We start from the raw sequence: 13559 nt of genomic DNA, 5'->3' as shown, positions 1-13559 counted from the left end.
TGAGGTGGACAGTTGTACTTTTGCGGTGCCTGTCACCACATAACAATAACAATCATTTACATTTGTTGCCATTTACCCTTCTTCTCTCTTTTGGTACCTTTATATAGGATGCTAGTACTATATTTATAGGTTGATTGAAAGTTAATTCTTTGGTCCACATTGAAAGAAGGGTATTGATGCAAGTGCAATGGAAGTTGGTGTTTCATATTTTTTGGACTTTTTTCAAGATTAGTCCTGTGACGTTTGGCGGGGGCTATGCCATGATTCCGTTTATCATAAAAGAAATAGTAGAAAAGCGAAAATGGTTAACAAATGATGATATTAACGATGTAATTGCCTTATCTCAAACTGTACCTGGAGCGGTTGCGGTAAATACAGCAACATTTATCGGGTACAGAATAGCTGGAATAAGAGGGGCACTAGCCGCTATGATTGGTGTCTCGCTGCCTACCTTTCTGATTGTTCTAACTTTAGGAGTTTCCTATTATTACATACACGATAATCCAAAGTTAGAAGCTGCATTCGTATCGATACGAGTGACGATTGTTGCAATCATTGTTTATGCCGCAATTAAAATAGCAAAAACCGCTATTTCCGACAAGACTACCTACTTCATTATGGCTGCCGGGGTGCCTGTATTGTTTTTCATCCATCCGGTTATCGCCATTCTTTTTGGAGCCATAACAGGATTAATTGTTGTCCCCCTTAAAAGAAAATTGGGCTACAACATTGACTTGCAAAAGAGTAAAGACGAAGATCCAACCATTAATCCTGATTATTTCATGGGTGCTGGTATTTAAGAAAAAGGAGGGTGCAGTGTCATGGTATTGTGGGAACTTTTTAAAACATTTTTTATAACAGGCTTTGTCTCCTTTGGAGGAGGCTATGCGATGATTCCTATTATTGAAAAGGCTGTAACGGAATATGGATGGATATCTGCAGAACGGTTGACGAATATGATTGCGATTGCGGGAATGTCTCCAGGACCCATCGCCGCCAATAGTGCAATCCTAATAGGCTATTCAGCGGCAGGCATTAGCGGGGCTATTGTTTCAGCCATAGGTATTTTGCTGCCCTCCTTAATCTTAGTTATTACGGTAGCAGCGTTTTTTGTTAAACTACATCATAATCCTTTGGTCGAAAGAATGTTTTATGGATTAAAGCCCCTAGTTACTAGTTTAATCATTTTTGCTGCAATAAAATTTGCATTAGCCAATAACATGATAAACTTGGGTATCTCTTTCCGTTCTATAAGCTATTGTCTCATCTTTGGACTATCCTTATTTGCCTTATTAAAACTCCGTTGGAATCCAGTCTATGTCATTATACTTTCTGGCTTGCTGGGTGTAGCCCTCTATTCTTAATAAGCCAATACGCTTAAAAAAATCGCTGATATATGGGCTCCCTTTGTTTAATAAGTAATACACATGCAGCTATTGTTATCCCTAGACAAACAAGGGTAAAGAGGCATGCAAGGATTGGAAATGTAGTTAACTCAAAGACTGTACGGCCCATGGCTGTTTGGATTCCTATGAATAGTATGGAAAGCATCCAAGCGATACTGCTAAAATGGATTAGCCGCTTTTTTAAGCTCTCCTTTACATTTGCTTTTTCTAAAAGCCAAGCTGGCACTATTAATGTTTGTAGTGCATGAAACCCAAGTCCATGCAGGACTATTACATTACCCCCATCCCCTGTAAGACGGTCTTGAAGCAGTATCATCCATATACCAGCAACATTCGCTGCAAGGACAGAGAGAAATGCATAACGAATCCCTATTATTAGTAAAGGACGTTCATAAGGTTTTTTCATTCGAAAAAAATGGAGAGCAAGAATGATGGCTAGAGTTACAAGCACTAACGAAACTACCCCAAATATCATTCCAGCAATTATATCAACAGCAGTTCCTTCACGAGTAAATCTTGGACTAATCCCTCTAAAATTTTGAACTGTTTCAATCGTATATGAATATAAACTTGATAGGATAAAAAACCACCGCACTACTTTCCTTTTACCTGTTCCAAGTTTAGTTAGGGGTAATACTGCAGCAATTGAAATTATAAAAATGCCGATTGCGGCATTAAAGGAAAATGCATCCCTTACATTACCCTCAGGAGAAATAATAGGACCCTGAAAAAATATATAAATTGCAATTCCTACCGAGAGAATAAATCCAATGGTTCCAGTGATTACAAGGCTTCTTTCTCCTTCAAATAGCTTAACTGAGAGTTCTGCTTCATTTCGATTAGCTTTTATATACTTCAACATGAAAAATCCCTTCTTTCGTTAGATTTTTTTATTTATTTATTAATCAATAAATAATAGGGTAAAAAATTTATTTATTAATCAATAAATGCTACTTCAAAAAAAAGAGCACTGATACTCCTTTTTTAACAATTATCTTTCCCGTGGGTTAATTGCGGTAGATTCAATACTTCTGCTAAAGTTATTAAAAGTCCTGTGCCAATAAAATGGGCAGCTGTCTCCTTTGCATTTGAAATACCTGCATTTTCAAATTTCATTGATAAGGATTCAAACATCTTGAGAAATAGTTTGCTGACATGGTCGCGTATACCAGTATCAGAAATGGCATGTGCCTGCATCACCATTAATACCTCATCACGATGTGTTTGAATAATTTGTTCAAATGCATGCCCCATCGTTTCGATTAATTGATCCGCAGGTGCATTAACCTCAGAAAAAGTATAATAGATGCGGCCAAATGCTCGATCAATTACAGCCTTGAATAATTCTTCCTTGTTTTCAAAAAAATGAAACACATAGGGCTGTGTCACTCCAGCAGCCTTTGCAACCATTGCCGTCGTCGCTTTGTAATACCCCCTCTCTGCAAAGACTCCTACAGCATTTTCTATAATGATTTCTTTTTTATCTTCTCGGACTGCCACGTTTGCTACCATCCTTATCACGATTTATTTATTTATTGATTAATAAATAAATCATAATGAATACACTCATTTTTGTCAATAGATGGATACCAATTAGGCAGCTAAAATAAAATGCCCCTCATTTAGACCATGAAGGACATTCTCTTTCATAAATATCTTAAACTTACGCCTTATAAAATGGAGGAACACGAAGCCAATCATGGCGATCCAAATATTGTTTCATCGTTAAACCGGCCGCTGTCATCCTTAAGATAATCTTTGAAAAAATTAAACCAACATCCGCCCGAATAGATTCCGTGAGTCCTTTAGAAGCATAAGTCACTCCCAGCACAAGATTATAGGACATTAAATTAGCCAATTCTTCATCATTTAATTTAGCACCTTCTGGTATGTTTCGAAAATCACCAGCAGGTTTTTCAGGTGTGCTTTGAGGAAGTGGAATACCTTCTTTTTGTAGGAACTCTTTCAGCTCATCTCTAATTGGAATATGGACGGTATCCTTTATATCCTTTAAAATTTGTTTCAATTCAAGATCTTGGGCCAGATTGCAACCGATTTCTTGGTTTCGCATTGTCGTTTCAGTACCTAAAAGAAAAAACCAGAGGTTGGAAACCTCCATAACATTTAATGGTCTTTTCTTATCGTCCATAAATGGTTCAAATACATCTTGAATTAGATCAAATAATTTCATGTTGGATACTCCCACCAAACTTGGATTTGTTGATGGTATTATTTCCATTTAAGCTCTACAGCATACAAATGAAGAACAGTGACATCCACAGTTCGCCTAATTTGATTTTACTTGTATCTAAATAGTTTGACACGTAATTAAGCTTTAAAGAACCTAAATGCCTACACAATAGCCTTAAACTTTAAACCATCAATAGTAGCATACGGGTAAAATCCAAAAAAAGCACCAAATCCCCCCATGCATTCCGCATTGGAGATTAGGCACCTTATTTTTTCTACTTTGGTTTGCATTGATCACTTTAGGTATTTAATCTACCCATCTAAAATCATTATTGGGCTTCAGCCTTTTTGATTTGTTTGCTTCTTAATTGACCGCAAGCCGCATCAATATCTGTTCCATGCTCCTGGCGGATTTTGCAATTAATCCCCCGCTTTTTCAACGTATCATAAAAAGCCAGGACTGATTCAAGTTCACTTCTTTGATATTGACTATGTTCATCCACAGGATTATAGGGAATTAAGTTTACATATACCTGTTGTTTTAGTGCACTAAGAAGGTCCGCAAGTTGTTCGGCTTCATCCTTATGGTCATTGACATCCTTCAAGAGAATGTATTCAATTGTAATTCTACGGTTGGTTTTTTCTACATAGTACTTCATCGATTCCATTAGTTTTTCAATCGGAATCGCGCGGTTTATTTTCATAATCCGCGTCCGAAGCTCATTATTTGGCGCATGTAAAGAAATGGCCAAGTTTACCTGCATCTGGGTATCAGTAAATTCATAAATTTTGTTGGCGAGGCCGCTGGTTGATACGGTAATGCGTCTAGCAGCAATCGCAAGTCCTTTATGATCGATGATTACCTTTAAAAAGTTTAACAGATTTTCAAAATTATCAAATGGTTCACCAATTCCCATCACGACGACATGACTCACGGTTTCGCCTTTACCCATTTGATCAAGATGAAGTTGAACATTCATAATCTGCTCGACAATTTCCCCACTCGATAAATCCCGGCTTTTCGCTAATAATCCACTGGCACAAAAACTGCAGCCAATGTTACAGCCTACTTGCGTGGTTACACAAACCGATAGACCGTATTTATGTCTCATCATAACCGTTTCAATCAAGTTACCATCCTGCAATTTAAATAAAAACTTAATGGTTCCATCTGCTGATTCCTGCTTTATATGCTGGGATAAGGTTTGGATGACAAAGTTGTCTTCTAGTAATTGCACACAGTCTTGATTCACATCTGTCATATCTGCGAATTCTGTGACACGCTTCCGATAAAGCCAATCCCAGACTTGTAATGCCCTAGATTTTTTATGCCCATGATCGATGAGCCATGCAGACAATTGCTCTATAGTTAATCCATATATGGATTCTTTATTCATAAGTTTCCACTCTCTTCATAATATAAAATTAATTTTTCAAAACCAAGTTGCTTTATTTATATAATTCTACTTGGTAGTCATTTTATCATTTTACCACGAAACATAGCTTCCTCATAACCTATAGCGTCGCTTGGCAAGAAGTTCCTGTCTATTATGCTAAATTTTACGTTCCCATTATCATGCATTTTAATAGACATAGTCCAAAACGTTGAAAACGGTACCTCTTTAAAAAGATACCGTTAATTCATTCATGAAATATAAATCTATAGATTATTGAGGTAGCAAAGCTCTTATTTAAAGAGCTTTTTGATTAATTTAAAAATATCAAACGTTGTACGATTATAGACCTTGTTATAGGCATACTTTTTTGGGTTTCTTAGCCATCCATATCCCCTAGGCATTTTCAATCCTGCACGGTGGACAATCTGTCTTTTAATGCTCGTTCTCGCTGAAATTCTTTTCTTCAAGCTCGGCTTCCTGATTCCGAATTTCATAAAAGCATCTCCTTAGGATTCAATTGGTACTCTAATTTCACAGGTCATTAAGCTTTGGCTATTCCATTACTAATTATGTTCATCAAAGACATCAAATATATCATTTTCAAATTCATCCTGTTCCGGACCAGAGCTCACCAAACCAAATCAGGCAATACCTTATAATAATGACCTAGCGAACAGTGCCAGGCACTGTTCGCTATATCCCATTATTAATCATTAAGGGGATTTTTCTTCATAAGCTCGGCTATTTGTATATTATTTTGATCTAAAGATTTTTCTAGTTGTTTAATGACTAATTCTTGTCGATTAGTTGTATGATTTTGACTTAGTTTCGCTTTTCCCTCAATTTTATTTATTTGGATTTTAAAACCTACAATGCCTTTACTCATTCCCATTATGTATTTGTCATCAACATCCTCTAAATGATAGGTACTGTCTGGTTTTTCATATTTATTTACCATATCTAACAACGATTCATAAACTTCCTGCTCTTCTTCGACAATCTCCAACTGTCCATAGACGTGAATAGTAACATAATTCCAGGTTGGTACGGCTTGATTGGTCTCATACCATGATGGTGAGATATAGCAATGAGGACCTTGAAAGATAACAAGAACATTTTGATTTTCAATATCCTTCCACTGCTCGTTTGGACCGGCAAAATGTCCATACAAAAAACCCTCATCTTTATTTACTAGCAGCGGGAGATGTGTGGCATATGGTTCACCATTGTGTTGAGAAAACAAGGTAGCAAAGCTATTTTTTTCAATCAAATCATAGATAACTGATTCGTCCTCGATATTAAAATGTTTAGGGATATACATTTTCCAACTCTCCGTTCCATTATGTTATTTATTGTCATATTCTCCGTCTAATTGAAAAAACCTGTTCTATTAATATTTAATAGTCAAAAAAACTTGAGGAAAGTTCATTCCCCAAGCTTTTTTGATCTTATTTACCGATAAACTCCTGTGTCCAATAGTTGCCTTGTGAGACATAACCAACACCAATATAGTTGAAGTTGGAGCTAAGGATGTTCTTGCGGTGACCTTCACTATTCATCCAAGCTTTGACCACTTCCTCAGGTGTTCGCTGTCCCATGGCAATATTTTCACCAGCAGAACGATACGAAATCCCGTATTTTTTCATCATATCAAATGGTGAACCGTATGTCGGGCTTGTATGGCTAAAGTATCCATTCGCGGACATATCACGAGATTTTTCATGTGCCATTTTGCTAAGTGTCAAATCTACTTTAAGTGCTGGTAAACCATTTTTCGCACGTTCTTGATTAGTTAGGTCGACCACTTTTTGCTCATAAGCACTTAAAGTACTTTCAGCTTGCGGCGTAGTTGGCTGGGGTGCTTTCACAGGTTGTTGCTGCTCCGGTTGTGGAGTAGTTGGCTGTGCAGGTTGCTGTGTTGGTGCTGGTTGAGTTGGTTGAGTTGGTTGCGTCGGAACTGGCTGCTTCCCGGTAGTTTGTGGCATTGTGATGCCAAAGCTTGCAAGATATTTTTCAATTATACTATTAATCTCATTCATATTAGATCCTTGATAGACATAAACCTTTTGCTGGACTTCAGGGGTATAAGAAGCAGCCTCTGCTTTATTTAATGTAGGATTTGCCATTAGTACAGCTGCAGCAGCTGCTACGGTTAGAAGTGCTTTTTTCTTAATCATTTTAACATCCTCCTAAAAATAAGTGCCGTTTTTAACAAATTCATCGTAACATACGATTTTTGTCATATTTATGGGAGGAATTTACAGGTATAAGCACTAAAATTTCTTTTTATTTATCCTAAATCCTATTGAGTCTTCATAAATAAGCCATTTCAGATATTTTTTATCAGAACTCTACTATTCTGTTATTTACCAATTTATAGAAAAAATTCCAATAAATATTATAAAAAGTGGACTTGACAACATTCTAAAAAATGGTCGTTTTTAACAAATATTTCAGATAAGTATCATTACTAACAGAAAGATTAACTGTTCGATGTCCTACATCGTTCACTTCATTTTGATGTATAAGAATCCTTGAAACCACAAAACCTATCTTTGCAAAGACTGTGTTTTGTATTCAATTTATGTCTACTTGTCGTGTTCTGAGGAGGGGTATTATGGATAATGTGTTTGATTATGAAGATATTCAATTAGTTCCAGCCAAAAGTATTGTAACTAGCCGTTCTGAATGTGATACATCAGTTTCCTTTGGCGGTCGTAAATTTAGGCTCCCTGTGGTGCCTGCAAACATGCAGACAATTATTGATGAAAAGATCGCCATTTACTTAGCTGAGAATAATTATTTTTATATTATGCACCGTTTCGAACCAGAGAAGAGAATCTCTTTTATAAAAGATATGAATTCAAGAGGATTATACGCTTCTATTAGTGTTGGGGTTAAAGAGGGAGAGTATCAATTTATTCAACAAGTTGCAGACGAACAACTTTCACCAGAATACATAACGATTGATATCGCACATGGTCATTCTGACGCAGTGGTAAAGATGATCAAACATATAAAGCAATACCTTCCCAATAGTTTTGTAATCGCCGGAAACGTCGGAACCCCGGAAGCGGTCAGAGAATTAGAGAATGCAGGGGCAGACGCAACCAAAGTAGGAATCGGACCTGGGAAGGTCTGTATCACAAAGATTAAGACTGGATTTGGAACGGGAGGCTGGCAATTAGCTGCTCTAAGATGGTGCGCAAAGGCAGCTAGTAAACCGGTGATTGCAGACGGGGGTATCCGTACCCATGGCGATATTGCCAAATCCGTCCGATTTGGGGCAAAGATGGTGATGATTGGTTCCTTATTTGCTGGTCATGAAGAATCTCCAGGAGAAACATATGAGCAAGACGGGAAGCGCTTTAAAGAATACTTTGGCTCGGCCTCAGAATTCCAAAAGGGCGAAAAGAGAAATGTTGAAGGCAAGAAAATGTTTGTTGCGTACAAAGGTTCTTTACAAGATACTCTGACAGAAATGGAGCAAGATCTCCAATCCTCGATTTCGTATGCGGGTGGAAATAAGTTAGATGCAATCCGCTATGTTGACTATGTCATTGTAAAAAGTTCAATCTTTAACGGTGATAAAATATATTAAGACACAGTGGGATGAGCGAGATTTCATATTCTTGCTCTCTTTTTATTTTTCAATCGATATACTGGACATTTGGAAACAGAAGTTGAAAAATGGAATTAAGGATTACCCAATAGAAAGGAGCAGAACCAGTGAATTACAAAATTATCGAAAAAGAAAGCTTTAAAGTTGTTGGTGTAAAGCGTGAGTTTTCATGCGTAAATGGACAAAATCAAGTTATGATACCAAAGATGTGGGAAGATGTTCATGTTGATGGAACCAACGATTTATTATTCCAATTGAATAATGGCGAAATTAAAGGTGTACTTGGCGTATGTGTGGATAACCCAGATTCACAATCCCAATTAATGGATTACTGGATTGCAACAGATTATACTGGTGACACACCTGAAGGTCTTTTGGAGCTGGATATCCCTGCTTCTAAGTGGGGCGTTTTCGAAGTTCATGGAGCCATGCCCGTTGCTATGCATCACGCCTGGAAACATATATTTTCAGAATGGTTTCCATCCAGTCATTATGAACATGCTGGTATCCCTAACTTAGAAGTCTATACAAACGGAGATCCATCAAGCCCAGAATACTATTCCGAAATTTGGATCCCTTTAAAATAAGAAAATGAGAGGGAGAAATTAAGTTAATTTCTCCCTAAAGTTGTTAACTAATTTCTTGATGGTCTTTCAATTGCTCATAAATTTTTTGATAGGTAGCTGCTTCCTTTATCATTCCTTTAGATTGATACATTTTACAGATTTTCCAAACAGGCGAAGGATTCTGGGGCTGAAGCTCCATTTCCCAGAAGAAGCAATCGATGGCTTGATCAAATTGTTTAAATTCAGCATAATAATCGCCCAACTCCATCATCCGATCAGGGTCCTCCATCAACTCTACCATTTTACCGATTTTTTTAATGACTTCTAACTTAAAATTATGAATAGGTAAAAGTTTTTCATAAACCGATTTTAAGCCATCTCTTTCTAACAGAACTACCACAATTTGAAAAATCTTTTGTTCTAACTCCTTTGGCGTTTCACCCTCCGGCAACTGTTTCAGCAATGAAATGAATTCTTCTACGTGTGCGATTACAAATCTTGAATCGGAATTTCTCCATATTTTACTTAGAATGTCATCATAAGAAGCTGGCAAATCACCGATAAAGTTCAACAAGATTAAGGCTGATTTCTCATAATTACCTTTTTGTATCATATTTTCGACGATTCGTTTTGAATCAGGGAACTCCCGAAAAGGATTGATTTTAACCAGTGCTAAAATCTGCACCCATTCCTCCATCGTGACAAAACGTAATGCCATAGCACTATACTTTTTGATGGAATCAATCTCATGGAACTTCTCTGCCTCTTCTAACCATAGTAATAACTCACCCAAACCATCTTGTTGGGCACTTAGGATTTCTTTTAATAAGATTCTTTTTTCTGGATTAAATCGATCCTTGAAGCAATGTATTTCAACAAAAAGCGGATCCTTAATTAGGATGGAAGGTAAATTTGAGGTTTGATAAAAATCGCGGTACTTATTGAAATCATGTAAGTTTAATCGTTCCTGTGCTGATTTCAAGGCTGGGGAAAAATCATGTAAAATTTGAACCACCTGAAAAGAATTCATAAAACTGCCGTTTCTTCTAAAGTGAAAATAGATATTGTCAATGAAATTGATAAGCTGATCTTTTTTTAAAAATGAGTCAAGTGTGGTGGCAATATAAGCGATTTCCTCTAGAGAATAATGAGTTTCGAGCTGGGAGAAAAGTTTATTTTTATTTGGAATCAAAATTGAAAGATTGGGGATTAATGCGGTTAATAATGGATGTGGAGCGTTAATAATCAAACCTTCGGTAAATGCATTATGGATAAATGTATCTTCTTTGACATGATCAAGCTTATTTCCATAAATAAGCGAATTTTTGTAGTAGATAAAATAAAACCTTTCATTATCCTCTGATAGAACTTCTACTACTTTACTTCTTGCCAATATGGCGGTCCGAACTACCTTAGCTTTTATGAATTTATTTTTTTCTTTTATTGTAATTTCTGTTGGCATAAAAATTTCAGTGTCCATCACATCTTTACCCCCTGTCATATATATAACCAATAATTAGCTGTGTGACTAATCAAACGATTTTACAAGTTAATTATATCATATACTTCGAGAAAGCGTGCTAGGTCAAAAAGGAAAGGAATTCTGGATAACAGGTTTAACTGTGATCAGAATTCCTTCTATTGTTCAGCTACCGTACACATACCAAATCTTTACGACGATAAACGCTTAACACAACACCTATAATGACGGCAAGGCCATAAGACTTTCATTTGTAATTGGTCCAATGGGACATTGGACTTCCCCTGAATGTCTATTTTTTATTATCCAGTTACCACTGGTTTTATAAATTCTTATTTATCCCCAACATATAGGATTAGCAGTACAGCATATCTATTAATGATATGAAAATGAGGTAAGGATGTGGTTATTTTGGTGGTGAAGTATAAGAATAATTGGATCCCAACAAAAACGGTGGAAGAAATGGCAAAGACTGATTACGATGTCCTTATCGTAGGATCAGGGCCAGGAGGAGGAGCAGTACTATATCGCTTATGTGAACTTTGGAAAAATCAAGGAGCTAAAAAAATCGGGATTATTGAGAAAGGAGATAAACTTTTCCATTCTCACTCGCTCAATATTCCTACCCAGAATGTCGGTACCGCTCGAGACCAGCTGCTCCCTGACAATTCAACTCCACTAGGCAAACTGCTGCCTCAATTTTCCGGGGCGACCATGGTATATGCCCTAGGCGGGAGATCCTTGTTTTGGAATGCGGCGACTCCTAGGCCCATTCAATCTGAACTGAATAAATGGCCGATCCATAGAAGGACATTAAATGTCTATTATGGCATGGCAGAGAAACTATTGCATACAACCAGGGATTTTGCAAAAGGTTCATCCATGCAAAATGTCATGATGAAACGGCTTCATGGTGAAGGTATTTTAGAAGCAGATGATATGCCGCTCGCTTTTGATATGACACCGTCACGACAAGGAGAAGTCCATTCAAATCCTTGGTATAGTTCAATCAATGCACTAGCGGCTGCCAATTTTGACCGACCATATGATCTGGCTGTTAACGCTTATGCTTCCCGGGTGCATACAGCAAATGGGAAAGTATCTGGCGTCGAGGTATTTACAGCAGATAAGAAATCCCACACGATACGGGCTAAAAATGTGATTGTATCAGCGAGTACTTTAGAAACTCCCCGTTTACTGCTAAATTCTGGTATTCAGGGACCTGCCATAGGCCGTTATTTAACCGGACATGTCTCGATTATTGCAGTAGGTACAATTAGCAGAAGACGATTTTCGGATAAACTTGGCAATTTATCGATTTTGAAATTTGAGACCGACGAGTCGCCATACCAAATTCAAATTCTTGGACCTGATAATTATTTTTCATATCAGCAATTCGAAGATAAGGTATTAAGAGATGAGCTTATCATTGCCTATGCTTCCTTTGGAAGAGTTGAGTCCCGTGCTGAGAATAGAGTATATATTGATCCAGCAGTAAAAGATGAATTCGGTGTTCCAATGCAGCAAGTTCAATATTCTTTAAGTAACAAGGACCGGCAAACTGCTGACCTGGTAGCAAAAGGAATTCGAGAATCTGCAGATGCAATGGGAGTGACGCTTATGGAGGAAACTATGGCAGTCAGGCCGCCTGGTGCTGATATGCATGAATCTTGTACGTGCAGAATGGGTGATGATCCTGCTACATCTGCAACAAACAGTCATGGTCAAATACATGGTGTTCAAGGGTTATTTGTAGCAGATAATAGTGTCCTTCCTAGCCTGACAGCAGCTGGCCCAGTACTTTCAAATACTGCTTTGGCAATTAGGCTGGCAGATCACATTGTTCGGCAGTCGGGATAATCCTTTGCTACCTCAATACTTTAGAAGAATGGACAGATAAATGATTATCCATTTAGTTTTTCTTTTCGTTAGTAAAGTATGAAGTTAGAAAATTTCATACTTTACTATTAGACAAAAAAACTCGGCATTTGGGGCTGTTTGTCAACAGCCCCAGATCCGAGTTTTTTTAATTAATTTTATCGTGTCATGATGGCAGGAAGAATTATCCCACCGCAAATCTACTAGTTACTTCTTCCCTTTTTTTAAATAATCATGAATGATTTCTTTCTGGATAGCAGGATGGCATGTTAAAGTAGATCCATTCATCAACATGTTGACGGGATTCCCATCCAATTTAGTTGTAACAGCACCCACTTCATTGGCGATAATCATTCCTCCTGCTATATCCCATGGGGCAAGTTTCTTAGTCAAATAACCATCGACAATCCCTTCTGCAACGTAGGCAAGTGCTAAAGCAGCACAGCAATACGATCTTGCTCCGCGGATTTTTTCCACTAACCGCTGCATGACACGCTCATCGATTACATCATTTTGACATAACAAATAATGATTAAAATCGAGAATCGATTCTTCAAGCGTAAGATTTGGAGCTAAATCAGGTAATCTCTCACTATTTTTAAAGGCTCCCTTCCCCCTCAAAGCTGTGTAAAGATTACCACCCATACAATCATAGACCAAACCAATTTCACCAATCCCGTTATAAAAAATCCCAATCGAGATTGCGAAATTTCTTTTTTGCTTTACAAAATTCATCGTTCCATCAATAGGATCCACAATCCAGACGACACCGTCTAATGTTTCTAAATCCTCGCCATAGCCTTCTTCACTAAATAAAAAATGATCTGGGAACGTACTTTTTATATTTTTTGCTAGAAAATATTCTGTTTCTCTATCAATTGCTGTAACGAGGTCCTTCGGATTTGATTTTGTCTCAACAATCAATGGATCATTTATTTTCTTGCGGATTAATTCTCCTGCCTCTAAAATCCATTTTTTAGCATGACGATAGATAACTTCGCGTCTTTCTTCTTTCATGTT

At 37.3% G+C, this 13559-nt stretch carries 14 protein-coding genes; 5 read left to right on the top strand and 9 right to left on the bottom strand.

Features of this window, described 5'->3' with window-relative positions; translation table 11 throughout:
• Positions 1 to 176 precede the first annotated feature (176 nt).
• Positions 177 to 800, top strand: coding sequence for a chromate transporter (locus J2Y03_RS09465; protein WP_132096234.1), 624 nt, complete (start codon positions 177 to 179; stop codon positions 798 to 800).
• A 21-nt stretch (positions 801 to 821) separates the two neighbouring features.
• Positions 822 to 1364, top strand: a complete 543-nt coding sequence (locus J2Y03_RS09460; protein ID WP_310193261.1) for a chromate transporter — start codon at positions 822 to 824, stop codon at positions 1362 to 1364.
• A gap of 13 nt (positions 1365 to 1377) precedes the next feature.
• Here J2Y03_RS09460 and J2Y03_RS09455 read toward each other — a convergent pair whose 3' ends face one another.
• From J2Y03_RS09455 to J2Y03_RS09425, 7 genes are all read right to left on the bottom strand, one after another.
• Positions 1378 to 2268: a hypothetical protein gene (locus tag J2Y03_RS09455; protein ID WP_310193260.1), complete on the bottom strand. Its 891-nt coding sequence runs from the start codon at positions 2266 to 2268 to the stop codon at positions 1378 to 1380.
• Positions 2269 to 2390: 122 nt separating this feature from the next.
• The gene (locus J2Y03_RS09450; protein WP_310193257.1) at positions 2391 to 2906 is read right to left on the bottom strand and encodes a TetR/AcrR family transcriptional regulator; all 516 of its coding nucleotides are present in this window, start codon (positions 2904 to 2906) and stop codon (positions 2391 to 2393) included.
• Positions 2907 to 3069: 163 nt separating this feature from the next.
• The gene (locus J2Y03_RS09445) at positions 3070 to 3597 is read right to left on the bottom strand and encodes a DUF3231 family protein (protein WP_310193255.1); all 528 of its coding nucleotides are present in this window, start codon (positions 3595 to 3597) and stop codon (positions 3070 to 3072) included.
• A 328-nt stretch (positions 3598 to 3925) separates the two neighbouring features.
• Positions 3926 to 4993, bottom strand: a complete 1068-nt coding sequence (rlmN, locus tag J2Y03_RS09440; protein ID WP_310193252.1) for a dual-specificity RNA methyltransferase RlmN — start codon at positions 4991 to 4993, stop codon at positions 3926 to 3928.
• Between the two features lie 290 nt (positions 4994 to 5283).
• Positions 5284 to 5487, bottom strand: coding sequence for a hypothetical protein (locus J2Y03_RS09435; RefSeq protein WP_132096224.1), 204 nt, complete (start codon positions 5485 to 5487; stop codon positions 5284 to 5286).
• A 212-nt stretch (positions 5488 to 5699) separates the two neighbouring features.
• Positions 5700 to 6314 carry an FMN-binding negative transcriptional regulator gene (locus J2Y03_RS09430; protein ID WP_310193249.1) on the bottom strand — a complete coding sequence of 205 codons (615 nt, stop codon included), beginning with the start codon at positions 6312 to 6314 and terminating at the stop codon, positions 5700 to 5702.
• A gap of 127 nt (positions 6315 to 6441) precedes the next feature.
• The gene (locus tag J2Y03_RS09425; protein ID WP_396954195.1) at positions 6442 to 7167 is read right to left on the bottom strand and encodes a CAP domain-containing protein; all 726 of its coding nucleotides are present in this window, start codon (positions 7165 to 7167) and stop codon (positions 6442 to 6444) included.
• Positions 7168 to 7610: 443 nt separating this feature from the next.
• Here J2Y03_RS09425 and guaC point away from each other — a divergent pair, with 443 nt between their 5' ends.
• Entirely contained in the window at positions 7611 to 8594 is a 984-nt protein-coding gene (gene guaC, locus J2Y03_RS09420; RefSeq protein WP_310193244.1) for a GMP reductase, read from the top strand.
• A gap of 128 nt (positions 8595 to 8722) precedes the next feature.
• Positions 8723 to 9202, top strand: coding sequence for a GyrI-like domain-containing protein (locus tag J2Y03_RS09415; RefSeq protein WP_132096218.1), 480 nt, complete (start codon positions 8723 to 8725; stop codon positions 9200 to 9202).
• A 43-nt stretch (positions 9203 to 9245) separates the two neighbouring features.
• On the opposite strand, the gene J2Y03_RS09410 is transcribed toward J2Y03_RS09415, so the two are convergent.
• A complete protein-coding gene (locus J2Y03_RS09410) occupies positions 9246 to 10661 on the bottom strand; it encodes a tetratricopeptide repeat protein (protein ID WP_310193241.1) in 1416 nt (471 codons plus the stop codon).
• Positions 10662 to 11075: 414 nt separating this feature from the next.
• Between J2Y03_RS09410 and J2Y03_RS09405 the strand changes: the two genes are divergently transcribed.
• On the top strand, positions 11076 to 12521 hold the full coding sequence (locus J2Y03_RS09405) for a GMC family oxidoreductase (protein WP_310193238.1): 1446 nt from the start codon (positions 11076 to 11078) through the stop codon (positions 12519 to 12521).
• A gap of 225 nt (positions 12522 to 12746) precedes the next feature.
• On the opposite strand, the gene J2Y03_RS09400 is transcribed toward J2Y03_RS09405, so the two are convergent.
• On the bottom strand, positions 12747 to 13556 hold the full coding sequence (locus tag J2Y03_RS09400) for an inositol monophosphatase family protein (RefSeq protein WP_310193235.1): 810 nt from the start codon (positions 13554 to 13556) through the stop codon (positions 12747 to 12749).
• Between the last annotated feature and the right edge of the window lie 3 nt (positions 13557 to 13559).

The organism is Neobacillus niacini (genome assembly GCF_031457145.1).
GTDB classification, from domain to species: domain Bacteria; phylum Bacillota; class Bacilli; order Bacillales; family Cytobacillaceae; genus Neobacillus; species Neobacillus niacini_J.
Note: the sequence above shows the minus strand (reverse complement) of the source record. Positions and strands in the feature narration are given on the sequence as shown.

Excerpts from the sequence above, each read along its gene's own strand:
- J2Y03_RS09455 (WP_310193260.1), bottom strand. The coding sequence starts at position 2,268 with ATGTTGAAGTATATAAAAGCTAATCGAAATGAAGCAGAACTCTCAGTT.
- J2Y03_RS09445 (WP_310193255.1), bottom strand. The coding sequence starts at position 3,597 with ATGAAATTATTTGATCTAATTCAAGATGTATTTGAACCATTTATGGAC.
- J2Y03_RS09460 (WP_310193261.1), top strand. The coding sequence starts at position 822 with ATGGTATTGTGGGAACTTTTTAAAACATTTTTTATAACAGGCTTTGTC.
- J2Y03_RS09435 (WP_132096224.1), bottom strand. The coding sequence starts at position 5,487 with ATGAAATTCGGAATCAGGAAGCCGAGCTTGAAGAAAAGAATTTCAGCG.
- J2Y03_RS09410 (WP_310193241.1), bottom strand. The coding sequence starts at position 10,661 with ATGGACACTGAAATTTTTATGCCAACAGAAATTACAATAAAAGAAAAA.
- J2Y03_RS09400 (WP_310193235.1), bottom strand. The coding sequence starts at position 13,556 with ATGAAAGAAGAAAGACGCGAAGTTATCTATCGTCATGCTAAAAAATGG.
- rlmN (WP_310193252.1), bottom strand. The coding sequence starts at position 4,993 with ATGAATAAAGAATCCATATATGGATTAACTATAGAGCAATTGTCTGCA.
- J2Y03_RS09465 (WP_132096234.1), top strand. The coding sequence starts at position 177 with ATGCAAGTGCAATGGAAGTTGGTGTTTCATATTTTTTGGACTTTTTTC.
- guaC (WP_310193244.1), top strand. The coding sequence starts at position 7,611 with ATGGATAATGTGTTTGATTATGAAGATATTCAATTAGTTCCAGCCAAA.
- J2Y03_RS09430 (WP_310193249.1), bottom strand. The coding sequence starts at position 6,314 with ATGTATATCCCTAAACATTTTAATATCGAGGACGAATCAGTTATCTAT.